We start from the raw sequence: 26,994 nt of genomic DNA on the forward strand, positions 1-26,994 counted from the left end.
AGGTATTTATCAATCATTTACGGATGAAGTAAACAAAAACGATTTGAAAATTATTTTTTGGTTTATTTAATTGTCTTTCATCAATCATAATACCCATTTTTAACGTTCAAAGTTCACCATTTTTTTTAAAATACTTCCCGTTTTAATAAGCTTACCTATCTGCTCTTTAAAAAACCCAGTTACTGTTTCATATTTTTTATTACTTTAAAAACATTTTAGCTACTTTCTCTGCTTTTTTGCTTTCAGAATAATCGTAGAAACCTTCACCAGATTTCACACCCAACTTCCCTGCCATTACCATGTTTACTAATAACGGGTTTGGTGCATATTTCGGATTTTTGAAGCCATCATACATCACATTTAAGATGGCAAGACAAACATCAAGACCAATAAAATCTGCCAACTGGAGCGGTCCCATAGGATGAGCCATTCCCAATTTCATAACGGTATCAATCTCCTCTACTCCTGCAACGCCATTGTATAATGTTTCTATCGATTCATTAATCATCGGCATTAAAATTCTGTTTGCCACAAAACCAGGATAATCATTCACCTCTACAGGAACTTTACCTAAAGCTTTGCTCATTTCATAAATAGAATCAAAAGTTTCTTTTGAAGTAGAATATCCTTTGATTATTTCTACCAATTTCATAATTGGAACCGGATTCATAAAATGCATACCGATAACTTTATCTGCCCTTTTTGTAGCTGCAGCAATTTTTGTAATAGAAATTGAAGAAGTATTGGTTGATAAAATACAGTTTTCAGGAGCAAATTCATCCATCTGAGCAAAAATTCTCAGCTTCAGATCCTGATTTTCTGTTGCAGCTTCTACCACAAGATCAGCTTCTGTAACGGCATTTTTAAGCTCAGTAAAGGTCGTAATATTGCCTAATGTTTCAGCTTTTTGCTCTTCTGTAAGGTTTCCCTTTGCTATAATCCTGTCAAGATTGGTGGTTATCGTTTTTAAACCTTTATCTAAAGCATCCTGAGATACATCTACAAGATTTACTTTGAAACCGCTTTGTGCAAAAGTGTGTGCAATCCCATTCCCCATGGTTCCTGCACCGATAACAACAATGTTTTTGATCATTTTATTTTATTTTCTTTTTTATAATATCTTTTTTAATATTAGCCGTAAGGTTTGGCAATTTCATTAAAGTTGTTTTTGTAACGGTAGAATTACTAATAAAATCAACATTTCCCTGACTTCCGTTATCTTTTGAATTATTTTGTTGATTGATTGTAGTTTCCAAACCTGAAATAAATTTCTTTTTCTTTGAATGCGACAAAGCATCAATTCCTAGAAAAAGTTTGAACTCGCCTTCTCTTCCCAAACCAGACTGCCGAAAAATTTCAATATTTTTTCCTTTATTTTTCGCTTGAAAAGTTTCTACATAGCCCAAAACCGGTGCTGTAGAAGGTGGCCCACAACAAATACTGTTGTAGCTTATCTGATAATAGTTTTCGCTTTTCTGCGAGAAAAATAATGCAGAAGTGAAAATCCCGAAAATTAATAATACTTTTTTCATTTTTGAAGTTTTTAAAATTAAGCTTAAATTTTTATTTATTAAAATAATCCCAAACAACTTTAGAAATATCTGAAATCATTTTACAATTCACCTCATCGCTTTCCATTGAGTTGCTTATGAATACTGCAATTGCATAATGTTTGCCATTGGGTAAAGTAACGATGGCAATTTCATTTTCGGCACCCGTTAAACCATTCTCATTTTTGCCGGAAGCTCCCGTTTTTCTTGCTATAGAAGTGTTTTTTGGTAGTTGCTCTATCAATTTATTTTTTCCTGTAGAAGTGGAGAGCATTACTTTCATCAGATAATCTGTTGATTTTTCAGAAAGCAATTTTCCGTCATAAAATTTTTTCAAAACATCTACTGCAGCGTTCATTGTAGTATAATTTTTATACTGAGCATTCCAGTCTTTGTGCATTTCTGCTTCGTTGTATTTAATTTGAAAATTTTTCACAGCTTTTGAATCAAAGAAATCCTGCACCGTTTTTGGCCCACCCAAAAGCTCTAGCATAATATCGCAACCATTGTTATCACTTTTTGCTACCGTTAGCTCCAGTATTTCATTCAAAGATACTTCTACTCCACCGTTTGGATATTTATCTCGCAAAGGCGACCATGTATTTTCTAGTACATTATCTTTCGTTAACACTATTTTCTGATTGAGAGACAATTTTCCTTTATCTACTAAATCTAAGACCGCTGCCGCAATATGGAATTTAAAAACACTCTGCATCGGTAATTTTTTCTCTCCATTTTTACTGTATTTGAAACCATTTTCAAAACCTAAAACAGAAATTCCGACGGTTGCTTTTTTATCTTTAACAATTGTAGTTATTTTTTTGTCTAAAAACGATTGTTGAGCAAAAGTAATTGCGGAAATAAGCAAAAAAAGAATAGTTACTTTTTTCATAATTCATTTACAATAATTTAAAAATAAGATACTTATATCTATTTTTATTTCAATTAAAACCAAACGATTCTCTTTTGTAAATATCACAAAAAAAATCCTTCTGAAAAAGAAGGATTATATTTTTAATTAAAATTTGTTATTTACATTAAAGCTGAGCTTACACCTGTAACCATAAGAATCAAAAACATCAAAATATAAAGTCCTATTACTACAAGTGTAATAATACCGATAAATTTATAGTGTGATTTTAAATACTCAAATGCGGAAGTAAGACTTGCTTGATTGTTTGTAGAAATTGCATGCTTCATGTTTGAAGAAAACTTGTACAGATAATTGATTGGCAAGAAATACAACAAGGCAAATACCAAGTAGATAACACCAATAAACATACCTCCTCCCAAAGGGGCTAAAGAAGAAGATGCCGAACTCATTGATGCGCCCATTGTCATCATAAATAATGCAGCAACTACCATTAATGCAATCCCAATATATCCTAAAATTGCTAAAAATGAAGTCCATTTTGCTGCTTCTACCAAGAAAGATTTTGCAGCGCTGTCTACTCTTAATTCATCAAATTGATCAAAAGGAGATTTTGTTTCCATAGATATTATATTTTTTTCCAATGATACTGAAATTTACGAAATCTCACAATGTGTTGTAATATTTTTTAAAAATAAAATTCGAGATAAGATTTTTTTTAGTTTTCAGCAAAACCTTCCATTATACTTTAATCAAATCCATAATCTTGAGTGCCACTTTCAATGCTTCGGTTCCGTCTTCTAAAGAAACTTCAACGTTTTTTTCTTCAAGGATGGCGTCTGCGAAAGAATTTAATTCATCTAAGATTGCATTATTAGGCTGTATATTCGGATATTCAAATAAAATCTGATTTTTTTCGCCTTCTGCATTTTCTATAATCATATCAAAAGGTGTAGGATTTTCCGGAGCGTCTTTCATTCTGATAACTTCCGCTTTTTTTTCTAGAAAATCTACAGAAATATAAGCATCTTTCTGAAAAAATCGGCTTTTTCTCATTGCTTTCATAGAAATTCTTGACGTCGTTAAATTGGCAACACATCCATTTTCAAACTCAATTCTGGCGTTGGTAATATCTGGTGTTTTACTTACCACACAAACTCCGCTTGCGTGGATATTTTTTACTTTAGATTTTACTACACTCAGCAAAATATCAAGATCGTGAATCATTAAATCTAAAACAACAGAAACATCAGTCCCACGTGGATTAAACTCTGCCAATCGATGTATTTCTATAAACATAGGATTCTGTATATAATCTTTTGCTCCTATGAATGCCGGGTTATATCTTTCTACATGACCAACCTGAGCTTTAATACTATTTTCACGGCATTTTATCAAAATATCCTCTGCTTGTTCCAATGTTTGAGTTACCGGTTTCTCAATAAAAAAGTGAAGGCCTTTTTCAATGGCTTTTAGGGCATAATCGTAATGATAAATAGTTGGCGTTACAATATCCAACATTTCAATCTGATTTAGCAATTCATCAAAATTTTCAAAATATTTATATCCAAATTCGGCTTCCAATTTTCTTCCGTTTTCTGCATCTTTATCATGAAAACCCACAAAATTATATCTATCTGATTGATTCAGAAGTCTCAAATGTATTTTACCTAAATGCCCGGCACCTACCAAACCTGCTTTCAACATAGTTGTATTAATTTTTGTAAATATAAATGTTTAATTTGAAAAATAATGATTTGAAATTTGAGGTTTGAAAATTTATAAAGCTACACAGTTCATTTGAAAATATAATTAAAAACATTCAATCTGATTTTAAGTTTTTTCATCAGAATTTCAAACCGGAAGCTTCAAATTTTAAATCATTTTCATTACTTTTGCTCAATGCAAGATTCGTTTGTACATAAGGGAAAAAGAAAGAATTTGGTAGATTATCTCCGAAACAAAATAGGAGTTTCGGATGAAAATGTACTCATGGCAATCAACAATGTCCCGAGACATCTTTTCATAGAAAGCATTTTTGAAGATTTTGCTTATGAAGATCGTGCATTCCCGATTATGGCACATCAAACGATTTCTCACCCTTCTACAGTTGCCGAACAAACTGAACTTCTACAACTAAAAGAAGGCGAAAAAGTGCTTGAAATAGGAACAGGTTGTGGCTATCAAACCGCAGTTTTGATTGCAATGAAAGCTTTGGTTTACACCATAGAAAGACAAAAAAACCTGTTTGATTTTTCTAAAAAAAAGCTTAGAGAAATGAATTTATATCCAAAATTTCAAAGTTTTGGAGACGGTTTTCTAGGTCTTCCTACCTTTGCTCCTTTTGATAAAATCATCGTAACTTGCGGAGCTTCTGTTTTGCCCACAGAATTATTAAAACAACTGAAAATAGGTGGGAAAATGGTTATTCCTTTAGGTCATATTGATCAGCAAGTTTTATATAGATTCACAAAAATTTCACCTACGGAAATTGAAAAAGAGGAATTCGGAGCTTACAAATTTGTTCCGATGCTGAATAATACCAACCAATAAGCAATGGTGAATCCGCAAATTCTTGATTACAATGAAAGACAGACAGATACAGACAAAGAAATTTGTAGTTTTCTTTCTAAAATGATTGATGCTGAATTAAAAGATGCCAAAAATAAGCTATGGCACGCTCATCCTGTTTGGTTTCTCGAAGAAAACCCTATTGTGGGCTACAACAAACAGAAAAAAGGAATATGTCTTATGTTTTGGAGCGGGAAATCTTTTAATGAAAAACAATTGAATGTGGAAGGTAAAAAATTTCAAGATGCCTCAATATTTTACACTCATTTAGAAGAAATAATTGTTGGAGATCTTCTGCGTTGGTTGAAAAAATCTGAAGAAATACAGTGGGATTATAAAAATTTAGTAAAGAGAAAAGGAGAATTAATCAGATTAAAATGATTTAATAAAATTGTTTAGCAAACTACTTTTTGGAATAAAAATTGACACTTTAATGTGAATAGATTTTAAATACAATTCAATAATACATCTGGAAACCTCACTTATAAAAGCAGTGAGGTTTTCTATTAAAATACATCTGCATAATGAAAGTATTTCTAAACAAAAGAATTCCGGAAATAGGAATCACAATAATGAAAGAAAACGGTCTTGAAGTTTTTATCCCAGAAAATGATAAATTATCTACAGAAGAATGGCTGCAATATTGCCAGGATTTTGATCTCATATTAAATGTGGGTTTTCATCAATTCGACAAAAATTTTTTCGATCTATGCCCGAATATTAAAGCTATCGCTCTTTTTTCGGTAGGTTTTGATCATGTTGACACTAAAGAAGCGACTGCGAGAAAAATCCCTATTGGTAATACTCCTGATGTTTTGAGTGTTGCAACTGCAGAGACTGCTTTCCTTCTGATGCAATCTGTAGCACGCAGATCTAGTTTTTATTTTGAGCGAGTGAAAAACGGGGAATGGGAAGATTTTGACCCTTTATTTGCTTTGGGGCAAGAACTTAACGGCAAAACTTTAGGCGTTTTTGGATTAGGTAGAATTGGTTTTGAAATGGCTGAAAAATGCAAGAATGCTTTTGGAATGAAAATTATTTACCATAACAGAAATCTTAACGAAGAAGCCCAAAGAAAATTAGAAGCAGAATATGTTTCGTTTGATGAATTGGTGCAACAATCTGATGTTTTGTCTATTCATGCTAATTTTAAGGCTGAACAAAGTGAACTTTTCAATGCTAAAATTTTTGATAAGATGAAACCAAATTCTATCTTTATTAATACTGCGAGAGGCGGTTTTCAAAACGAAAAAGACTTGTATGAAGCTTTAATCAACAATAAAATTTGGGGTGCAGGCTTAGACGTGACCAATCCGGAACCGATGATTAAAGAAAATCCTTTATTACAATTATCAAATGTTTGCGTACTTCCACACATTGGCTCGGCAACCGAAGAGGCCCGAAACGGGATGGCAAAACTTGCAGCAGAAAACTTAGTAGCTTTTTCAAAAGGAAAAAAAATGCCCGCCTGCGCAAATGAAGAAGTTTACATTTGAGATTTGTCGGAAAAAACTTTGCAATAAATTATTTGTTTGAAACAAAACTTTAAACACTATTAACCTTGGCACTTTTTACTTTATAATTTTTGCTTGGCTATTTAATTATTGGAATCATTTTTGTCTTTACTCTAAACATCACAAAAAAAATAAAATTATGAGAACAGAAGACAATGCTGCAGAGCAAAAAAGAAAATTAGACGAAATGAATTATAATCCAGGTGAAGATATTTTCAACAAAGAAGAACATATTCCTTTGGATGGTGATGGCAACCCAATTATTAACCCAAGCCATGTAAATGATGGCATGCCATACGGATTAGATATACCGGGTGCTGAAGACGACGATAATTTTGATCAAATTACAAATCAACAATCTTATACAGAAGATAACATTTACAATAAAATTGAGGATAAAGATGAATTATTTGAAACCGAAGACGATTTAATTGATGACATTGATGAAGATATAGAAGAAGAGGAAGATGATCTAAAAAGATAAATTTTTTTTAACAAAATACAAATGAAAGCTATCTCAAATGAGGTAGCTTTTTTTGTTTTGAGCAATTTTTAAATAAATACAAATAATAGTTTATGGATAAATAATCTATATAAAAAATGTTGTAAATTTGAAAAATCAACATCATAATAACATTTTAGTTAATTTATAATCAATTATTCAATGAAAATAATTTTACAAATTCTCATTTTTTGTATTAGTTTTTCAGTTTATTCTCAAAATAATTTAGAAGTAAACATCAAAGACGCCATAGGTAATGAAAATTTTCAAGTAAGCTGCACTAATGATTTAAACAGCAATGGCTGCATTACGCTTCATACAGAATATCCTGTCATCAAACAAACCAACACCTACCAAACGACTCAAAAAACATTTTTGCCTCCAATTCCCATGAATCAGGGGACTTCATTGAATGCAAATTTTGATGACGTTTTCACGCCTATCATTAATCTTCCTTTTAGTTTCTGCTTTTTTAATCAGAATTTTAATGCGCTGGTAATTGGCTCCAACGGAATGGTCACTTTTGATGTTACACAAGCCGGAAAAATAAATTTCCCAAACATAAACTGGCAAAATCCGAATGCGGGTCTTCCAAAAAATTCTATTTTCGGAGTTTATCATGATATGGTTTTTTCAACAGCAGATCAGTCGGAAATTTACTACTCTACTATCGGAACAGCACCAAATAGAAAATTTGTTGTGAATTTCTACGAAGGAAGAATGGCAGGGTGTACAGAAAGAACATCTTCGCAAATCGTTTTGCATGAAACCACCAATAGTATTGAAGTTTTTGTAGACAAAAAACTAACGCCATGTGCTACTAGAAAATTTGAAAATGCATTGATTGGAATCGTCAACGAAAACGGAGCAATTGGCTATTCACCTGCTTCTAGAAATACAGGAAATTGGCAAGCTTTACAAGAAGCTTATGAATTTTCACCTTCAGGAAACAACATCACTCCTGAGATTATATGGAAAAACTCAGCCGGACAAACCATTGCCACGGGATTGGAAGCAACTATATGCCCTACGCAAAATGATATATACACCGCCAACGTAAATTTCAATACTTGCGGAAACAGCATTCTTACACTTACAGACAGTTTCAATCTCAATTTTGATCCTACTTACCCAACGGCAACCAATTACAGTGAGACTTTTTGTGGAAATAGTCCGATTAATCTTAATCTGGATAATTTTAAATCTAATTTAACTTCACAAAATCCTTCGAGTTTTAATTTTACTTATCACAATACACTACAAGATGCCCAGAATAATACGAATGGATTATCAAACACTTACCCATTAAATTCAAATAAAATTATCTACGTAAGAATTCAAAATCCCAATACCACAACATGTTTCAGAGTAGCAATATTAACTTTAAATTTTCTCACAAAAGAACTTCTCAGTAATACAGTTGTTCTCTGCGACACTAATAATGACGGGATTGAGAATAATTATGAATTGAGTCTTTTAAACAATTCACTTTTAACCAATGGAAACACATCTATAGTCTATTTTACAAGTCAAAATAATGCGCAAAATAACGTAAACCCTATCACTACAGCCAATATTTCTACAGGAACACAAATTTGGCTTCGGGTGCAAGATCCCAACTGCTTTTATATTTTAGGTCCCGTCACATTTCAGCTAAAACCTGGCGTAAACGCTCACGGCATAAATTACCCATTAACAATTTGTGATATTAATGATGACAATAACGAACCCTACGACTTTATACTTCACATGGGACCGCTAATCAGCACACAACCTGGCGCCGGTTTTACCCCTTATTCTACTTATGCAGCCGCTTTTTCAGCACAAGGACCGGTTTTACAAACCATAAAAGAAGGTATTTATCCTATATTTATAAGAGTACAAATTCCCGGAGGTTGCTTTACAGTTGTTCAGGTCAATATGAATGTGACTTTCACAAAAATAGAGGCAAATCATAAATATGAATACATCTGCTTTAACGGGACAGAAAACATTACGGTAAACCTTGCAAACTTATCAACTAATATGCTACTGGATCCTCTTACAGTGCCTATTACAGAATTTTACGCCAATTCAGATGATGGTTTTTATGCAAACAATCCTATCTCGCCAACACAAACTATTACAGATAACGGAAATTTCGTTTCACAAACATTTTATGTAAGATTTGAGCAGAGTGAAGAATGCTTTACAGTGAGGCCCATCACTATAAATCTAGTTCATCCTATAATTGTTAAATCAAACTTTACTGTTTGCGATTTTAATAATGATAATTCAGAAAATATAAATTTAAGCCAATTCTCATCAGAAATCATCGGAAATCAAAACGCAACAACCACTTTTTATAGTTCTCAAGCCAATGCACAGGCCGGAACAAACCCTTTATCAACAGTTAATTTAAACGGATCTCAACAATATTTCGTGAAAATAAATTCTTACAATTGTGAGCAGATTTACCCTTTTACAGTCGGTTTAGTTTCTACACCTTCCGTAAACACGAACGTGAATATTACACTCAGTAATATTTGCGACAATAATAACGACGGAGTAGAAAATTACAATCTTACTTTGGCACAAGCACAGATTTATTCTGGCCAATCAGCTGTAAACTTTTCGTATTTTTTAAATTATGATGCGAATACGCATACTTTCTCTAATCAAATTTCAAATCCAGATTCTTATCCAATTACTGGCACTACTACAGTTTATGTTAAAATTCAATTCAATTCTAACGAATGTTTTTCAGCTTCCAAATTAACTATTCTGATGAACTTTCTGCCCGTTGTAGTTGTTACCAACAATGCTGTTTTAAATAAATGCGATGAAGATTTTAATTTAAATGAAAATTTCACGCTTACAGATGCCATTCCGCAAATGTACAATCCCGCGCAAAATACTTATGCTTTATCAAATATAGATGTAAAATTCTATCATACCCAAGCTGAAGCCAATGCAGGAATTGTCACAAATCAAATAGGAAATACGTTGGTTACCACTATTTCCAGCGTCCAAGTTTGGGCTAGATTTACAGCTAAAACTACAGGTTGCTTTTCAGTTGCTCCATTACAGCTCAATACTTATTTCCCACCAAAATCTATTAATTCAACAATCAGAATTTGTGATGAAAATCTCGACGGAAATTATGAAGTCAACCTCATGAATTTTACAAATCAGTATGTAGACCTTCCTAATTCTATGAATACTTTTAGCTTTTATCTTAATCAACAAGACGCACAAAATATGGTGAATGAAATACAAAATCCCACTTTATTTACTGCAAATCCTTTCCCTTCACAAATTTGGGTAAGGGTACTGAATATTCCCGGTTGTGATGATATTGCGAGTATTAATTTTGTATTTGGTGATAAATTAATTACACAGCCCGGTCCTCATTTACTAAACAATATTTGCGACCAGCTGAATAACGGAATTGAAATTGTAAATCTAACCCAGCTTCAAAATCAAATTTATTCTGGTAACAATCCTACTTTTACCTATTATACTTCTTTGGCAAATCTGCAGGCAAACACTAATGTAATATCAAATCCTGCAACCTATTCTTTTAACCAAAACACAAGTTCAGACACGTTTTTCGTGAAAGTAGAAGCTCCCGGATTTTGCCCAGAATACACGACCATTAAAATCAGTTTGAAACTTGTACCCATTTTTGAAATTCCAACACAATATTTTTGTCCGGATGGTAAATTCAACTATACTTTAAAGGTAGAGGGGCAGAATATCACAACTTATGTCTGGACAAATCCTTCAGGCCAGGTGGTCTCCAACTCAGATACAATTACAGATATGAATACAGTAGGAACTTATTCTCTTACTGTAACAGCAGAAAACGGATGTTCTTACACAGCAACTTTTGAAGCAAAACACTATGACATTCCGGTAATCCAGCAAATGGTAGCGAGTGGAAACACCTACACGATTACCGCAACTGGCTCTCAACCGATTGTTTATTCAATTGACGGGGTTACTTGGCAGTCGACTCATATTTTCTACAATTTGCCAACTGGTATTACCACATTCTATGTAAAATATGTTGATGGAAAATGTATCGTAAAACAAGACGGAGTAATCTTGGATATTAAAAATGCAATCACACCAAACGGTGACGGAAACAATGATCACTGGATCATCAAAAATCTTCACGTTTTCGGAAAGAAAATGACCAATGTGAAAATATTTGATCGCTATCAATACAAGATTTTCGAGCAGAATACCAACACCCAAATCATTTGGGATGGAACTATCGCCGGAAGACCAACTGCTACGTCAAGTTACTGGTACATCATCTCACTTCCTGATGGCAGAAACTTTACAGGGTGGATTTTGGTGAAAAACAATAATTAAAACCTAAAATAATTGAACGATAAAACCTCATTGATTTTCAGTGAGGTTTTGTTGTATTTAAATCTAAATCATTTTGTTTTCAAAGAATAAATTTCCCTTCTAAGGAGGGGAATTTCCATTGCTCTGCATATTTTCTATAATATTTGCACGAGTTTTCTAATTTGAATATCTTTAAAACCACAAAAAACTCAACAACAACCAACCAACAACAATCAATTATATAATGACTTTCAAAGAACAAATACAGCAAGGTATCCCCACCAAATTACCTCAGCCAAAAACATATGACACGCAAATCAACCACGCTCCGAAACGTAAAGAAATCTTAACAGATGAAGAGAAAAAGCTCGCATTAAAGAACGCCTTACGGTATTTCGACCCAAAATTCCACGCAGAATTGTTGCCTGAATTTAGAGAAGAGCTGGAAAAATACGGCAGAATTTATATGTACCGCTTCCGTCCCGATTATGAGATGAAAGCGAGAGATATTGCAGAATATCCCGGAAAATCTGAACAGGCAAAAGCAATTATGCTAATGATTCAGAACAATCTGGATTATGCTGTGGCACAACATCCGCACGAATTGATTACTTACGGTGGAAACGGAGCAGTTTTCAGCAACTGGGCACAGTATCTTCTGACGATGAAATACCTTTCTGAAATGACGGAAGAACAGACGTTGACGATGTATTCCGGTCATCCGATGGGATTATTTCCTTCGCACAAAGATGCGCCGAGAGTAGTTGTGACCAACGGAATGATGATTCCAAATTATTCCAAGCCGGATGATTGGGAAAAATTCAATGCGCTGGGTGTTTCGCAGTACGGACAAATGACCGCCGGATCTTATATGTACATTGGTCCGCAGGGAATTGTGCACGGAACGACGATTACCGTTTTGAATGCTTTCAGAAAAATAAATAAAGAACCAAAAGGAGGATTATTCGTCACTTCAGGTTTGGGCGGAATGTCTGGAGCTCAGCCAAAAGCCGGAAATATTGCAGGTTGTATTACAGTAATTGCAGAAGTAAATCCTAAGATTACCAAAATCCGTCACGAACAGAAATGGGTGAATGAAATCCACGAAAACTTGGATGAATTGGTGGCAAGAGTAAGAAAAGCTCAGGGAAATCAGGAAACGGTTTCTTTGGCTTACCTTGGAAACATCGTAGACATCTGGGAGAAATTTGATGAAGAAAATCTAAGAATCGATATCGGTTCAGACCAAAGTTCACTTCACAATCCTTGGGCGGGAGGTTATTATCCGGTTGGAATTTCGTTTGAAGATTCCAATACAATGATGGCTGAAAACCCTGAGTTGTTCAAAGAAAAAGTTCAGGAAACTTTGAGAAGACACGCTGCAGCTATCAATAAACATACAGCAAAAGGAACTTATTTCTTCGATTACGGAAATGCCTTTTTACTCGAAGCTTCAAGAGCCGGAGCCGATGTAATGTCTGAAAATCCTACGTTGGGAAGAGAGTTCAAATACCCATCTTACGTTCAGGATATTATGGGACCGATGTGTTTTGATTATGGTTTCGGGCCATTCCGTTGGGTTTGTGCAAGCGGAAAACCGGAAGATTTGCAGAAAACAGATGATATTGCGTGTGCCGTTTTAGAGGAAATGATTAAAACGTCTCCCGAAGAAATTCAACAGCAGATGAAAGACAATATCACGTGGATTAAAGGCGCTCAGGAAAACAATTTGGTCGTTGGTTCGCAGGCGAGAATTCTATACGCGGATGCCGAAGGTAGAATGAAAATCGCTGAAGCCTTCAACAAAGCCATTGCCAACGGAGAAATTGGAGCGGTGGTTTTGGGAAGAGACCACCACGATGTTTCGGGGACAGATTCGCCGTACAGAGAGACTTCCAATATTTACGACGGCTCGAGATTTACTGCAGATATGGCGATTCACAATGTGATTGGCGACAGTTTCCGTGGGGCGACTTGGGTGAGTATTCACAACGGTGGTGGCGTTGGCTGGGGCGAAGTGATCAATGGTGGATTCGGGATGTTGCTCGATGGTAGCGATGATGCCGATAGAAGATTAAAATCTATGCTTTTCTGGGACGTGAACAACGGAATTTCCCGACGAAGCTGGGCAAGAAATGAAGGCGCTGTTTTCGCCATTAAAAGAGCAATGGAAGCTGAACCGAATTTGAAGGTGACGTTGCCGAATTTTGTGGATGAGAATCTTTTTTAATTTGAAAATTTGGAAATGAGTTAATTTGAAAATGGATATTCACAATCAATTTACAAGTATGTACTTTCTGCTTTTATTTATAATTTTTGTTGTAATAAATCTTATTATTTTAAGATTTAAAAAGCAAAATTGGAGAGTTTTGTTAGATTGGAAAGTAATTGCATTAGCTTTTATTATTACATTATTGGGATTGTTGTATTGTGAATCTTCAAAATCAAATGATTGGCTTATTGAAACTTCAGGTTTTCCAAAATATTTTTATTTGAAAAAATCTTCTTTAGGAAAAGATGCTTTGATGGACTGGGGGATTGTTCAGTTTGATTATATAAATTTCTTGCAAAATTTAATTCTCATTTTTCTTGTGTTAGATATTTTTAAGCTAATCTTTAAAAGAAGTTTCAAAATACAAAACCACTAAAAGGAAATAATGAAGTAAAAAAAACATCATTAGAAGATTAGCAAGAAAGATATTGTTTCCCCCATTAAAAGAGCGATGGAAGCCGAACCGAATTTAAAAGTGACGTTGCCGGATTTTGTGGATGAGAGTTTGTTTTAAAATGTTTAGATATGGAAAAACCTGCTGTGAGGCAGGTTTTTACTATTATTAGGGTTTAATTTTTACGATATTATTATCACGTAAAACCACCAATTCACTTTTCTTGGTTTTCTTAAATTCTAAAAGTTTTTCGTAAGTTTTTTCGAGACCTTTAAGGATTTTATTTTTTTCTTCTATCTGAATTTCAATTGTTGTCATAGTAGTTTTTTAAAAGATTAAATTTTTCATGATTTGCTATATTGAGTAAACCATCAATTTGTTTGTCAGCTAAAAGTTGATATTGTCCTTCAGAATTATCAAAAATTAAAGCTCCGTCAACTATGGGCAGATAAATATCAAACAGATTTTTAATTCCTATGATGTATCGTCTTTCAATAACTTCCGGCTCAATATTATGTCCGCCTTCCGAAACTCTTGTTATAACACGTTCTTTAGCTAACTCAATGTTTTGGAGCCAAAAAAATAATAAGGTTACCCTATAGCCTTTTGCTTTTGCTTCGATGATTTTACTTTTATAACTTTTGGTTGATAACGTCGTTTCAAAAAGCAAAGTTTTCGTTTTCGTAAAGAAGCTCATTTATTCTTTTGAGCATTATTCTTCCAGCTTCAAAAGACACCTTTTCTGGTTGAAAGGGTGATAATCCTTTCGCAATTTCATCGGCATTTACAAATTCTTTACAATCTAAAATTTCAGGCAAAATAGTAAAAGAAGCTGTTGTTTTACCGCTCCGTTACAACCTGCAATGATGTAAAGTTTCTTGTCATCCATCTTCGCAAATTTACAGTTTTTGTTTAGATTTTAAGTTCTGTTTCTACATACTTTCTTACTATCAATTTAGTACTGAAAGTACTGCCGAATCTGAAAGTAACGCTTCCGAATTTTGTGGATGAGGGTCTTTTTTAATTTGAAAATTTGGAAATGAGTTAATTTGAAAATGATTAATTCCATATTCACTGTGAACTTTTTCAAAAATATTTCCAAGATTTTCTAAATTTTGAGGATAGATTGTTTTATTACGAAATTGAATTAAAACTATTATTATACATACAGCAAAAGTAATAAATGATATCATAAAAATTATAGAAACAAAATGAAATGAATAATAGAGTGTGCCTTTTTGATTTCTAAATTCTTTAATATACTTTACTTTTGATTCGCGACTCCTAAAGAAGAAAAAAAGAAAAATTTCATTAGTGAGACTGAGCACTAAAAATCTTTCGACTTTGGCTCAAAGAATGATATCAATTTTGCTATTTCAAAAAATATTTATTCTTAAATTGGCAAAGTATTTTTTTTAATTTAAAATCAATGATGGCCATATTTGAAAATGTCTTGAAAGAACAAACCGACGTACAAGTGATTGATGCTACAATCGATTACAAAAATTATGTACCCTTCGATCTTTCTGCAAAACATACGGATGAACTGGATCTGGATCTTACAGACGCAGAAAAATTCGAGGAATTTGTAGAAAATCATCTTTCGGTAAATAAGGCAAAAGTCGCTTTTGGAGGTTATCTGGAACACCGAAATCTGTATAAAAGAAGTGAAACTTTTAATGATGAAAATACCGAGGAGCGCAATATTCATATCGGTTTGGATCTTTGGATCAAAGCCGGAACGCCGGTTTTAAGCGCACTAGACGGAAAAATTCACAGTTTTCAACACAATCTGGGTTTGGGAGATTATGGTCCTACCATTATTTTGGAACATAAAATCGACGGTTGCACTTTTTATACATTGTACGGACATCTAAGCCTTGAAAGTTTAGAGGGAAAAACGGAAGGTCAAGTCGTGAAAAAAGGCGAGAAAATTGCAGAACTAGGAAAACCGCCCATCAATGGAGATTATGCACCGCATCTGCATTTTCAGATCATTAAAAATATCGAAAATAAAAAAGGCGATTATCCCGGGGTTTGCAGTTTTAAAGAAATTGATTTCTATAAAGAAAACTGTCCGGATCCGAATTTGTTGTTGAAAATCCGATAAAATATTTTCAGATTGTTCAATACTCAGACGACAATTAAAAAGCGCTGAAAACTAAAATCAAAAAATGAAAAAACTAGGCATCATCGGCTTCGGCTGGTTGGGAAATCATATCGCAGAAAGACTATCAGGTCAATACGAAATTTTCGCCACCACCACTACGCCATCAAAAGCAGAAAACCTCAACGCCAAAGGCTATCACACCACGCTGGTAAGTTTTCCCAACGAATTAGATTTAGAAATGAAACCTTGGAAATCTGCAGCAGACTTAGACGCCATCATCATCAGCGTACCTTTTTCGGGCATTCGAGGTGCTCAAATTCCTATGAATGACAAAAGGCAAAACCTTCTGAACTTTTTAGGAGATTTTAAAGGTCAGTTATTTTTAGCAAGTTCCACAGGCGTTTATCCAGATACCAAAAAAGAATTTACCGAAGAAGATCTTGATTCGCAAGATGTGGAAAGTGAAAGTTTCATTTTAGAAAAATTCCCGAAAACGAATATCTTGAGATTGGCAGGATTAATGGGCGATCAGCGGCTTCTGAAGAATTACAACATAACCAATCTCGATCAGTTGGTGAATCATATTCATTACGCAGATATTTGTTCAGTGGTAGAAAAAATGCTGAATAGCCATTCTGAATTTAAATTATACAACGTTGTTGCACCCATTCATCCCAGCAAAGAAGAGGTGATAAATGCACAGAAAGGTTTAGCCTACAGTGGCGAAAGAACGGCTGTGGGAAGAACTGTATCTCCGGAGAAATTGATCCAAGATTTAGATTTTAAATTTCAATTTCCTGACCCGCGGTACTTTCATTTGTAAAATTGTTTTGAAACTAATTATTGTAGCGTAAAAAAATACTGAATCGTCATTTCAAAAATGAATACTAATTATTTTAATAAATCTTGTCGTGTATTCTAAATTTAAACTGCTAGGTTTTCTTTCACTTTTTATTCTGATGGCATTTTATAGTCTTCAGGATTTATCGTTGATCTACCCTTCTTATTTTCCGAAACCTGTTTATGATTTTAAGAAAAATCCTTTGAAAACAACAACGATTGAATTGGGACGAAAATTGTTTTATGACCCTATTTTATCAAGAGATAATACCATTTCTTGTTCATCTTGTCATAATTCTACCCAAGCATTTTCACATGCAGGAAATCATTTGAGCAAAGGCATTGAAGGAAGAATGGGCGACAGAAATTCTCCGGCAATTTTTAATCTCGCTTGGCAAAAAAAATTTATGTGGGACGGGGTTATTTCAAATATCGACACGCAAGCTTTAGCACCCATCAATCATCCTGCGGAAATGGGTGAAGACATCAATGTAGCGGTAAGAAAACTGAACAAATCTAAAGAATACAGAACACTTTTTTATAAAAGTTTTGGTGACAGTTTGGCAACATCTGAACGTCTGTTAAAAGCACTTTCTCAGTTTCAGCTGACTATTGTTTCTTCTAATTCTAAATACGACCATGTAAGAGAAGGAAAAGAAAAATTCACCCTTTCAGAAAACAAAGGATACCAATTATTTAAACAAAATTGCAGTTCATGCCATAGTGAACCCCTTTTCTCAACCTATGATTTTGCGAATAACGGACTTCCCATGAATCCGGAATTAGATGACCACGGAAAATGGAATAAATCTTTTGAACCCGCAGATCAATTGATGTTTAAAATTCCTAGTTTGAGAAATCTTGGTTACACCTATCCTTATATGCACGATGGCAGATTTAAAACTTTATATGAAGTTCTTAATCATTATGAAAAAGGTATTTTGAAAACCCCCACTTTAGCCAAAGAACTTCAAAATCCCATTGTTTTTACGGCTGAGGAAAAAGAAAATTTATTATCGTTTTTAGCCACTTTGAACGATTCTCTTTTGGTTTCAAACATAGATTATAAGAAAAAGTAAAAAAGAAATTTAAACCAAAAAAAAAACCTGCAAATTGGCAGGTTTACTCTTATTTATTGACTAATATATTTTCTATTGATTCTAATATTTCTCTTTCAATATCATCCTCAGAAAGATGATCGAGAGTGTAATATTTTTCTTTCAAAGCCGCGTTTCCTACACCGTTTTGGAAAATTGTATCTTGATGAATTACGATTCTTTTTAAATTTTTATCAGCCACAAACATAATGTGAGGGAATTTGTCATTCGCATAAAAATTAGAATCTACATTTCTTGAAATCTGAAGTTTGATATTAGTTTGTGAATTAATGCTTAAACCATTTTTAGTTTCTTCGTTGAATGAAATTTTGCATCCAAACCCGTTTTGCCTCAGCATTCTTCTGAACTCTTGCATTTTCGGATCTATAAAGTTTTTAGATAAAGTTCTGAATGCTTCAATAAATAAGTCGTCTTCGCTTTTTTTCTTTTCAAGGCTTTCTTTTAGCTTCTCGTCTTCAGATTTTAGATTAGAGAATAGGGAATTCAGCTTATTGATGTTTTCTTCTTTCATTTGCTTGTATTTAAAGGTTGAGCTTGAGGTTTAAAATATAAAAAAAAATGAAATTTAAATCTTAGTATTTTCTTTCTCTTCTCAATTCAGAAACCACCAAAGTTCCCGCAAGATTATCGTGTAGACACTGATTTCTAGGGTTGAAAAAAAACATGAGATAACCAATAAAAAGAGTGAGTCCGTTGAGAATATTGGCAAAAAACCGACCTGTTGCTTGCCCAAAATCTATTTTTGTACCGTCTGTGCTAATCAGTTTTATACCAGCTGCTTTTTGACCAACTGTTTGTTGTTCATTGCTAGATTGTAGCAACGCAAAATACAACCATCCGGACACCAAAGGGAAAATACAAGAAGGTAAAATGATAATTAAAATATCAAGCAATCTTGCCCCCAATCTTTCTCCAAAATTGGCGTATCTATATTGTATAATTTCGTTTTGATAATGAACTTTTATAGTATTGTCATTCAAATATTCTATTCTCCCGATGTTGTAATGACTGTTGGAGCTTGGGTATTGATAAACCGGAGGTGGAACTTCTTTTCTAAGGCTGATGGGCGGTGGCGTCATAGCAAAAAGGTGTTTAAACTCAGGAAGTTTATCGGCTTCCATCCAGTTGTTTAGGCCACTGTGCCATATAAGCGTGTATCTTTTGAGATCCAATTTCAAAAGTTCATCAAGCGTGTAAGGTCCTTTTTTATCGAACCCATCATGAATAAAATATTTTTGTTCCATCGTTTGCCTTTAGCTTTATTTATGAGCTTGTAAATATAATGATTAGAAATAAATTTTTCCTCTTTGTATTTTTTTTGTCGAACCATCTGAAATTTAATTTCTTTTTACCTGATCTTGTAAGATGAAAGTCTTTTGTTGAGAGAATGGTATTTTAAACTTCCTCATTTTTTTTAAAAATTGTTTTTTTTTCTTAAAATCTTAAAAATTAATTTCCATCTTGATAAATTAATTTCAAATCTAAACAATTCCGATTAATATAAATTACGGTATCCCGTATTTTAGAAAAAAGAAAAAATTTCCTCTAAAACAGCCTGTAAACGATGAACTCACAATACGATTAGTTTAAATTAATTCGTATTTGATAAAATATTCATGGTATTTAAAGATGGGATAAAGAAATTTGATTTGAAAATTGATTTATTGAATCTTTTTTTTCAGAAGACCCTAAAATCTGCTCAATTCATAATAATTTAAATTTCATATCGCAACCCATAGACGCGTAAGTATTATTGCACAAATGTAGTATGGTTTGCATTTAAATTTAATTGTAAAAAATGAAAAAAAAGAGCAATAAATACTGTTTTTAGCCAAGAAAATTCAAAATCTGAAAAGCTTTAAGAATAAAAATACTTAAATTTGTATGTATTAAAAATCAAACAATAAACTAACATAATAATGTCAGAAAAATCAAAAATCTATTACACGCTTACAGACGAAGCTCCAATGTTGGCAACACACTCTTTTTTACCTATTGTAAAAGCTTTTACAAAATCGGCAAACATTGAGATTGCTGTTCCAGATATTTCTTTGGCAGGAAGAATCTTGGCCAACTTTCCTGAGTTTTTGAAAGACGATCAAAAAACCAATGACGCTTTAGCAGAATTAGGTCAATTGGCTACACAACCGGATGCAAACATTATCAAATTACCCAACATTTCTGCTTCTGCACCTCAATTAGATTCTGCAATTGCTGAATTACAATCTAAAGGTTTCGCAGTTCCAAATTATCCTGCAGAACCGAAAAATGACGAAGAAAAAGCAATTAAAGCTAAATATGCTAAAGTATTGGGAAGTGCTGTAAACCCGGTATTAAGAGAAGGGAATTCTGACAGACGTGCTCCGAAAGCCGTTAAAAACTATGCAAAAGCAAATCCTCACAGAATGGGTGATTGGGCATCAGACAGCAAAACTGATGTAGCGCACATGAACACCGGAGATTTCTACGGAACTGAAACTTCTACCACTCTTGAGAATGCTACAAAATATAAAATCGTTTTCAAAGAAAATGCTGGCGCAGAAACTTTGCTGAAAGATTTCGCAGGCCTTCAGGCGGGTGAAGTGATTGATTCTTCTGTGATGAATTTAAATTCTTTGAAATCTTTTGTACAAGAAGCGATCGAAGAAGCGAAAAGCAAAAACGTACTTCTTTCTGCTCACCTGAAAGCGACGATGATGAAAATCTCTGATCCTATTGTATTCGGCGCAATTGTGGAGACTTTCTTTAAAGATGTTTTCACTAAATATGCTGAAACTTTTGATTCTTTAGACGTAAACCCAAACAACGGTCTTGCTGACCTTTTTGATAAAATAAAAGGTAATGCTCAGGAAACTGAGATCAAAGCTGATATTGAAGCTGCTTTGGCAAACGGACCAAGAGTAGCAATGGTAAATTCAGACAAAGGGATTACCAACTTCCACGTACCTTCTGATATTATCGTTGATGCTTCTATGGCAGCTTTGGTAAGAGGAGGCGGAAAAATGTGGAATAAAGAAGGGAAAGAAGAAGATACAGTTTGTATTATTCCGGACCGTGCGTATGCAGGTTTTTATCAGTCTGTAATTGATGATATGAAAGCTCACGGAAAACTAGACCCTACAACAATGGGTTCTGTTCCCAATGTTGGTTTAATGGCTCAAAAAGCTGAAGAATACGGTTCTCACGACAAAACTTTTCAGGCTACAGCTGAAGGAACAATTGAAGTTCAGGACGAAAATGGAAATGTTCTTCTTTCTCAAAAAGTAGAAAACGGCGATATTTTCAGAATGTGTCAGACGAAAGATGCTCCAATTCAAGACTGGGTAAAATTAGCAGTAAACAGAGCTAGACTTTCTGATACTCCTGCTATTTTCTGGTTGGATAAAGGAAGAGCTCACGACAGGGAAATGATTAAAAAAGTTGAAAAATATTTAGCTGATCATGACACAACCGGTCTTGACATTAAGATCCTTGATGTAAAAGATGCAATGACCGAAACTCTACAGAGAGCAAGAGAAGGAAAAGACACGATTTCTGTTTCAGGAAACGTATTGAGAGATTATTTAACTGATCTTTTCCCAATCTTAGAACTTGGAACTTCTGCAAAAATGCTTTCTATCGTTCCATTGATGAACGGCGGTGGCTTGTTTGAAACGGGAGCTGGAGGTTCTGCCCCAAAACATGTTGAGCAATTCTTAGAAGAAGGCTATTTAAGATGGGATTCGTTAGGTGAATTCTTAGCTTTACAGGCCTCTTTAGAGCATTTAGCACAAACTCAAGGAAATACAAAAGCTCAGGTTCTAGCGGATGCTTTAGATGAAGCTAATGCTAAATTCTTAGCAACCGATAAATCTCCGGCAAGAAAAGTAGGACAAATAGATAACAGAGGTTCTCACTTCTACTTGGCAATGTACTGGGCTGAAGCTTTGGCAAACCAAACTGCTGATGCTGAATTGGCTCAGCAATTTGCACCTGTTGCTGAAGCAATGCAGGAAAGCGAAGAAGTAATTAATTCTGAATTGATTGGCGCTCAAGGTAAACCTCAAAATATTGATGGTTACTTCAAAACCGACACTTACAAAACGTATGAAGCAATGAGACCTAGTACTGTTTTGAATGAAATTATTGATGGTATTTAATTTTTAAATCACCCGAATTTCATCAAATTAAAACACTTGTTTAGTTTACAAAATAAATAACACGCAGAAATCTGCGTGTTATTTATTTTTTTAAGAATTAAGCTATTTTAATTCTGTACAATTATCTTTTCTTCTGGTATCAATTAAATACTGAATTTTCCACTTTTCATTTTGTTTTACAAGCTGGAAACTATTGGCTCCACAGTGAGAGAATTTACCATTATAATAAAACGAATAAGGTGTAAAAACACTTGCCAAATTTCCATCACTATGAATTGCTTCTATTGTTATCCTTTCATCCAATTCACCTTTTTTCATTTTTGAGATGGATTTTGTAAACTCTTCTATACTTTCATTTTTCACACCATCTTTTGTAATGGTTTGAAGGATTGCGGTTTCTGAGAATACTGTTTTCAGTAATTGTGCATCTCCATTTTTCATGGCTAAAAACAAATTTATTATCGGTTTTTGTATTTCTTGATTTACATTTTGCTGTCCGAAACAGAAACTCCCGAAAAGAACCAATAGTGCAAGTATTTTTTTCATTATTATCTTAATTAAAACAAGATTTAAAAATAGAGATTTTTTGGGGGTTGTTAATAAAAAAAAATGCAATCAGCTAAGTTTTTGCTAAAGCTAATTATTGCAAAAAAATAAAAGCGGCATAAAAACCGCTTTTATTTTGATAATGTTATACTATTTTCAATAATGTGAAAATATGATTGAGATTTTTTTTTACCATTTCATAGTGTCCTTCACAACTCCATTTTTTTGCGTGTACGTTATCAATTCAGATTCAACAAATGATTTAATTCTATCTTCTGAACCATCGTTGGGAAACAGTAAATGAACATTAGCACCAGCATCTAAGGTAAAGAACAAAGGCAATTTGGTGTTTTTTCTGAAATCCCAAATTTTATTGATGACTTCTAAAGTTCCGGTTTTCATCAAAATAAATGCAGGATCGCTCATCATCATCATGGCATGAAGCGTCAATGCCTCGTGTTCTACTAGATTTATAAATTCTTTTATATTACCAGATTGAAGAATCTCTTTCATTGGAACAAAATTTTCTTTCGCCTCCTGAAATCTTCTTTCTGCATAAGGATTGGTGTTCATCAAACCATGACCCACGGTAGAAGAAACGCTTTTTACACCTTCATGAATCAACAAAACCCAATCATTAAAATCTTTAAAAACTGAATGAATTTCTTCATCAGAATATTTTACTGCATATAGATTTGAACTTCCTTCCACCTCATCAGATTCACCCCAAACAACTAGGCCATTATACAAACTTCTGCAAGCGCTTCCGCTTCCTAATCTTGCTAAAAATGAAGCTTTTCTTAAAGATGTTTCTTCAGAAATTTTTCCGGAAAAAGATTCTTCAAGATTCATAAGACATTTGGCAATAGCACCAAAACCAGAAGCTGAACTCGCAATTCCCGAGCTGTGAGGAAATGTATTTTCAGTTCTTATGATATATTTACCTTTCAAAATCCAAGGAAGATATTGCTCTATATTTCTGAAATATTTTTCAATTTTTTCGGCAAATTTCAATTCTTCATTTCCTGAGAGAAATATCTGAACAGAGAATTTTTCATTTGCGAAAAACTCCATTTCTGTATTAGTTTTACAGTGATTTAAAGTAAAACTGATACTGGGATTTGCCGGAATTTGATTTTCGTATTTCCCCCAATATTTAATTAAAGCTATATTTGACGGACAGCTTTCTGAAACTGTTTTGTTGTGTATTATAAAATCGTTTGTTCCGGAAAAATCGTTTGTTGTCATAATTTAAAATTAAATTTTAACCATTTTTAAAATAATAAATAACCCAGTAGTTACAGATTAAAAAAGTGCAATAAGAAATTACTTTCGCCTTTTCAGCGCTTCAAAAACAATCTTCTTTTATAATTCTATTGTACTTATTACCCAATGCTAATGATTGCTATTTCAGGGTTCACCCTCAATCTAGTACATTTCTTCAATCAGCTTTTCATATTTTTTCATCACCACATTCCTTTTTACTTTTAAAGTGGGCGTTATTTCACCGCTGCTGATTTCAAATTCTGAAGGCATTAAAGTAAACTTTTTCACTTTTTCAAAATCTGATAAATTAGATTGTAATTCTACTAATTTTTCTTTAAAAAATTGATTTACTTTCTCATTCTTTACAGCATCATCCCAGTTTTTGAAAGCAATATTATTTTTCTTTAAAAAATAAGTAAGAAATTCAAAATTAGGAACTATCAAAGCAGAAACAAATTGTCTTCCTTCGGCAATCAAAGTAATTTGATTAATGAAATTATTATTGGTAAGCAGATTTTCAATCCTTTGTGGTGCAATATATTTCCCGTTAGAAGTTTTCATCAAATCTTTAATTCTATCAGTAATGAAAAGATTTCCGTTTTCATCAATTCTTCCTGCATCTCCTGTTTTAAACCAGCCATCTTCAGTAAAAACCTCAGACGTATCTTCTGATCTTTTATAATAACCATTCATCAATCCGTTTCCTTTGGCGAGAATTTCTTCATTTTCACCAATTTTTATCTCAACTCCCGGCAATGTTTTACCACAACTTCCATGAATGAAGTTTTTTAATGGCAAGGCAGTTAAAGTTGCAGTAGTTTCCGTTAATCCGTAACCTACAGTAATGTGAATATTAACAGATTCAAAAAACTGAGTAACTTCTGTAGAAATCGCAGCTCCGCCACAAGGTATAAACCACAGTCTGCCGCCAAGTTTTTCTTTTATTTTACTAAAAACGAGTAGATCAGCAAAAAACTCTTTAGATTTTAAGTTGAAAGGTGGTTCCAAACCAACTCTTTTAAATTCTGCAGTTTGTTTTCCTATTTTTATAGCCCAGTTGAAGATTTTCTTTTTTAGAGACGAACTTTCTTCACTTTTTTCTAAAACTCCGGCATATACTTTCTGCAAAAACCTTGGAACTACGCACATCATGGTAGGCTTTACTTCTACCAGTGCTTTTGCTATTGCTTTAGAATCTTCTAGAAAGTATACTCTTGCACCACCATAAAGACAAAGTAGTGACCAACTTCGTTCGAAAACATGAGTTAATGGTAAAAATGCAAGGGAAACTTCATCTTCAAAATTTTTGAATTGATAATATTCAAAATGGGCATTAATGTTTTTCAGAAAATTTCCATGGGTAATTAATACGCCTTTTGGGTTTCCGGTAGTTCCTGAGGTGTAAATGATGGTGGCCAAATCATCATCATTTTTCGTTTTATATTCTATTTTAGGCGAAGATTTAAAGATAAAGTCTTCTAGATAGAAACTGCTGAATTCTTTTTTAATCCAAACTGCTTTTTTACAAACGATAATCGTTTTCAGTTCGGTATTTTCTTGTTTTAAAATCTCAAGACAAACGTCGTATTGCTCTTGATTTCCTGCGAGAATAATTTTTGATCCAGAATCTTTAATGATGTATTCTGTCTGTTCGCCGTTGTTTGTAGAATAAATAGGAACAGAAACTGCACCAATAGAAATTGCTGCTAGATCAAAAATAATCCATTCGGATGAATTCTCGGCATAAATGGCCACTTTATCACCTTCCTGAATACCTATTTCTATAAGTGCGTTTGCTGTTTTAAAAATAAGTTCGCTGAGTTTTTTCCAGCTCAACTCCTTCCAGCCGGCGTCTTTTTTTTTAAATCCGATGGCTGATTTTAACGGATGTTTTTCTACATTTCTTGTAATAATTGCTTCTGCAAGATTCATTTATTTTTTCAGCTTTTTGTCGTTGATATAATTATTTAAATGAAAATCAATACTTTCCGAAACCGGAATAAACTGAAAATCAATAGCTTTTTTAATTTTTTGATTGGAAATGGTGCTGAAATTTGTAATCGCGGCGATATTTGATCTTGAAATTATTTTGAGAGCCGGAACAAACCAGCCAAAAAGGATATTTGCAATTCTTCCTAAGTTCAAAAGAGATTTAGATAAAATTTTAGCTTCCTTTAAATTTAACTTTGACCGGATTTGCTTGCCAATTTCGGCATATCTTTTATTTTCAGAGAGTAAAATAAATCTTTGTCCGAAAGCATCTTTAGCCATTAATTCAACTGCAATTTTAGCTACATCTCTCACATCAACATAGCTAGTTCCGCCAGAAAAAGTAAAATTATTATTCTCAAAAGTAGGAAAAATATCACCACTGCTATTTCCCCAGTTTCCACTGCCGATAATCATTCCTGGGTTGATAATAATGGTATTTAACCCTTCGGCTGAAGCTCTCCACACTTCCATTTCAGATAAATGTTTTGATATGGCATAGGCAGAATGTTCTATTTTTGGATTAAAATCAGACTCTTCATCAAGCTCACCTTTTTCATTAAAACCATCCAGAACGGCAATAGAGCTTACATGAAGAAATTTCTGAACACTTGAGTTTTCACATGCATACAAAAGCTGCTTTGTACCTTCAATATTGGTGTGATATAATTCTTTTTCATCTTGAGGTTTGAAACTCACCATTGCTGCACAGTGATAAACCTCATCTGCGCCATCCACTGCAGATTGGAGTGAATGAATATCGTTAAAATCTATATCAATCCATTCAATTTTATCAAATAAATATTGGTGGGCTTCTGTAAGATAAGAATAAGAATGTTTTACCTCATCCAAATTGCTAGTAGGTCTTTTTGCAGCACGCACATTTTCACCTTTCTTCAAAAGCTCGAGAACGATGATTCTTCCTAAAATTCCGGTAGCGCCTGTAACGAAAACCATAGTATAAAATAGAT

At 33.6% G+C, this 26,994-nt stretch carries 22 protein-coding genes and 1 pseudogene; 10 read left to right on the top strand and 13 right to left on the bottom strand.

Translation table 11 applies throughout. From position 1 onward, the window contains the following. Positions 1-199 precede the first annotated feature (199 nt). The 5 genes from BW939_RS10475 to BW939_RS10495 all read right to left on the bottom strand — a co-directional run bounded on the left by BW939_RS10475 (position 200) and on the right by BW939_RS10495 (position 4,128). Complete coding sequence (locus tag BW939_RS10475) at positions 200-1,090, bottom strand: 3-hydroxybutyryl-CoA dehydrogenase (RefSeq protein WP_185115890.1); 891 nt, start codon at positions 1,088-1,090, stop codon at positions 200-202. Between the two features lie 4 nt (positions 1,091-1,094). Further along, positions 1,095-1,532, bottom strand: coding sequence for a hypothetical protein (locus BW939_RS10480; protein WP_076452067.1), 438 nt, complete (start codon positions 1,530-1,532; stop codon positions 1,095-1,097). A gap of 31 nt (positions 1,533-1,563) precedes the next feature. Further along, positions 1,564-2,442: a CGA/CIA family class A beta-lactamase gene (gene bla-A / locus BW939_RS10485; protein ID WP_076451986.1), complete on the bottom strand. Its 879-nt coding sequence runs from the start codon at positions 2,440-2,442 to the stop codon at positions 1,564-1,566. A gap of 140 nt (positions 2,443-2,582) precedes the next feature. Then, positions 2,583-3,044 carry a DUF5362 family protein gene (locus BW939_RS10490; protein WP_076451987.1) on the bottom strand — a complete coding sequence of 154 codons (462 nt, stop codon included), beginning with the start codon at positions 3,042-3,044 and terminating at the stop codon, positions 2,583-2,585. Between the two features lie 118 nt (positions 3,045-3,162). After that, positions 3,163-4,128, bottom strand: coding sequence for a Gfo/Idh/MocA family protein (locus tag BW939_RS10495; RefSeq protein WP_076451988.1), 966 nt, complete (start codon positions 4,126-4,128; stop codon positions 3,163-3,165). A 195-nt stretch (positions 4,129-4,323) separates the two neighbouring features. On the opposite strand from BW939_RS10495, the gene BW939_RS10500 reads away from it, so the two are divergent. The 6 genes from BW939_RS10500 (at position 4,324) to BW939_RS10525 (ending at position 13,579) form a co-directional block, all read left to right on the top strand. Next, positions 4,324-4,974, top strand: a complete 651-nt coding sequence (locus BW939_RS10500) for a protein-L-isoaspartate(D-aspartate) O-methyltransferase (protein WP_076451989.1) — start codon at positions 4,324-4,326, stop codon at positions 4,972-4,974. 3 nt (positions 4,975-4,977) lie between these two features. Next, entirely contained in the window at positions 4,978-5,373 is a 396-nt protein-coding gene (locus BW939_RS10505) for a DUF1801 domain-containing protein (RefSeq protein WP_105170189.1), read from the top strand. A gap of 143 nt (positions 5,374-5,516) precedes the next feature. Continuing rightward, positions 5,517-6,488 carry a 2-hydroxyacid dehydrogenase gene (locus tag BW939_RS10510; RefSeq protein ID WP_076451990.1) on the top strand — a complete coding sequence of 324 codons (972 nt, stop codon included), beginning with the start codon at positions 5,517-5,519 and terminating at the stop codon, positions 6,486-6,488. Between the two features lie 157 nt (positions 6,489-6,645). Then, on the top strand, positions 6,646-6,990 hold the full coding sequence (locus BW939_RS10515; protein ID WP_076451991.1) for a hypothetical protein: 345 nt from the start codon (positions 6,646-6,648) through the stop codon (positions 6,988-6,990). A gap of 180 nt (positions 6,991-7,170) precedes the next feature. Then, entirely contained in the window at positions 7,171-11,370 is a 4,200-nt protein-coding gene (locus tag BW939_RS10520) for a T9SS type B sorting domain-containing protein (RefSeq protein WP_076451992.1), read from the top strand. Between the two features lie 223 nt (positions 11,371-11,593). After that, a complete protein-coding gene (locus BW939_RS10525) occupies positions 11,594-13,579 on the top strand; it encodes a urocanate hydratase (RefSeq protein WP_028122906.1) in 1,986 nt (661 codons plus the stop codon). A gap of 604 nt (positions 13,580-14,183) precedes the next feature. Here BW939_RS10525 and BW939_RS15945 read toward each other — a convergent pair. After that, a complete protein-coding gene (locus tag BW939_RS15945) occupies positions 14,184-14,333 on the bottom strand; it encodes a hypothetical protein (protein ID WP_165787327.1) in 150 nt (49 codons plus the stop codon). Next, a pseudogene (locus tag BW939_RS10535) lies at positions 14,320-14,904 on the bottom strand (zeta toxin family protein). The gene BW939_RS15945 and the pseudogene BW939_RS10535 overlap by 14 nt, the downstream one beginning before the upstream one ends. A 543-nt stretch (positions 14,905-15,447) precedes the next feature. Here BW939_RS10535 and BW939_RS10545 point away from each other — a divergent pair. The 3 genes from BW939_RS10545 to BW939_RS10555 all read left to right on the top strand — a co-directional run bounded on the left by BW939_RS10545 (position 15,448) and on the right by BW939_RS10555 (position 18,044). Further along, positions 15,448-16,125: a peptidoglycan DD-metalloendopeptidase family protein gene (locus BW939_RS10545; RefSeq protein ID WP_028122908.1), complete on the top strand. Its 678-nt coding sequence runs from the start codon at positions 15,448-15,450 to the stop codon at positions 16,123-16,125. 64 nt (positions 16,126-16,189) lie between these two features. After that, positions 16,190-16,948 carry a Rossmann-fold NAD(P)-binding domain-containing protein gene (locus BW939_RS10550; RefSeq protein ID WP_076451995.1) on the top strand — a complete coding sequence of 253 codons (759 nt, stop codon included), beginning with the start codon at positions 16,190-16,192 and terminating at the stop codon, positions 16,946-16,948. Positions 16,949-17,084: 136 nt separating this feature from the next. Further along, positions 17,085-18,044 carry a cytochrome-c peroxidase gene (locus tag BW939_RS10555; RefSeq protein ID WP_084566642.1) on the top strand — a complete coding sequence of 320 codons (960 nt, stop codon included), beginning with the start codon at positions 17,085-17,087 and terminating at the stop codon, positions 18,042-18,044. 49 nt (positions 18,045-18,093) lie between these two features. Here the strand turns inward: BW939_RS10555 and BW939_RS10560 are convergent, their stop codons facing one another. Both BW939_RS10560 and BW939_RS10565 read right to left on the bottom strand, forming a co-directional pair. After that, the gene (locus tag BW939_RS10560; RefSeq protein ID WP_076451997.1) at positions 18,094-18,594 is read right to left on the bottom strand and encodes a hypothetical protein; all 501 of its coding nucleotides are present in this window, start codon (positions 18,592-18,594) and stop codon (positions 18,094-18,096) included. 61 nt (positions 18,595-18,655) lie between these two features. Continuing rightward, positions 18,656-19,327: an RDD family protein gene (locus BW939_RS10565; RefSeq protein WP_076451998.1), complete on the bottom strand. Its 672-nt coding sequence runs from the start codon at positions 19,325-19,327 to the stop codon at positions 18,656-18,658. Positions 19,328-20,002: 675 nt separating this feature from the next. Here BW939_RS10565 and BW939_RS10570 point away from each other — a divergent pair. Then, complete coding sequence (locus tag BW939_RS10570) at positions 20,003-22,222, top strand: NADP-dependent isocitrate dehydrogenase (RefSeq protein ID WP_076451999.1); 2,220 nt, start codon at positions 20,003-20,005, stop codon at positions 22,220-22,222. A gap of 102 nt (positions 22,223-22,324) precedes the next feature. Here BW939_RS10570 and BW939_RS10575 read toward each other — a convergent pair whose 3' ends face one another. From BW939_RS10575 to BW939_RS10590, 4 genes are all read right to left on the bottom strand, one after another. Beyond that, positions 22,325-22,768, bottom strand: a complete 444-nt coding sequence (locus tag BW939_RS10575) for a nuclear transport factor 2 family protein (protein WP_076452000.1) — start codon at positions 22,766-22,768, stop codon at positions 22,325-22,327. Positions 22,769-22,957: 189 nt separating this feature from the next. Further along, entirely contained in the window at positions 22,958-24,016 is a 1,059-nt protein-coding gene (locus BW939_RS10580) for a diphosphomevalonate decarboxylase (protein ID WP_076452001.1), read from the bottom strand. Between the two features lie 180 nt (positions 24,017-24,196). Then, the gene (locus tag BW939_RS10585; protein ID WP_076452002.1) at positions 24,197-25,966 is read right to left on the bottom strand and encodes an AMP-dependent synthetase/ligase; all 1,770 of its coding nucleotides are present in this window, start codon (positions 25,964-25,966) and stop codon (positions 24,197-24,199) included. Continuing rightward, positions 25,967-26,980: an NAD-dependent epimerase/dehydratase family protein gene (locus BW939_RS10590; RefSeq protein WP_076452003.1), complete on the bottom strand. Its 1,014-nt coding sequence runs from the start codon at positions 26,978-26,980 to the stop codon at positions 25,967-25,969. Positions 26,981-26,994: the final 14 nt, after the last annotated feature.

The organism is Chryseobacterium piscicola (assembly GCF_900156685.1).
GTDB classification, from domain to species: domain Bacteria; phylum Bacteroidota; class Bacteroidia; order Flavobacteriales; family Weeksellaceae; genus Chryseobacterium; species Chryseobacterium piscicola.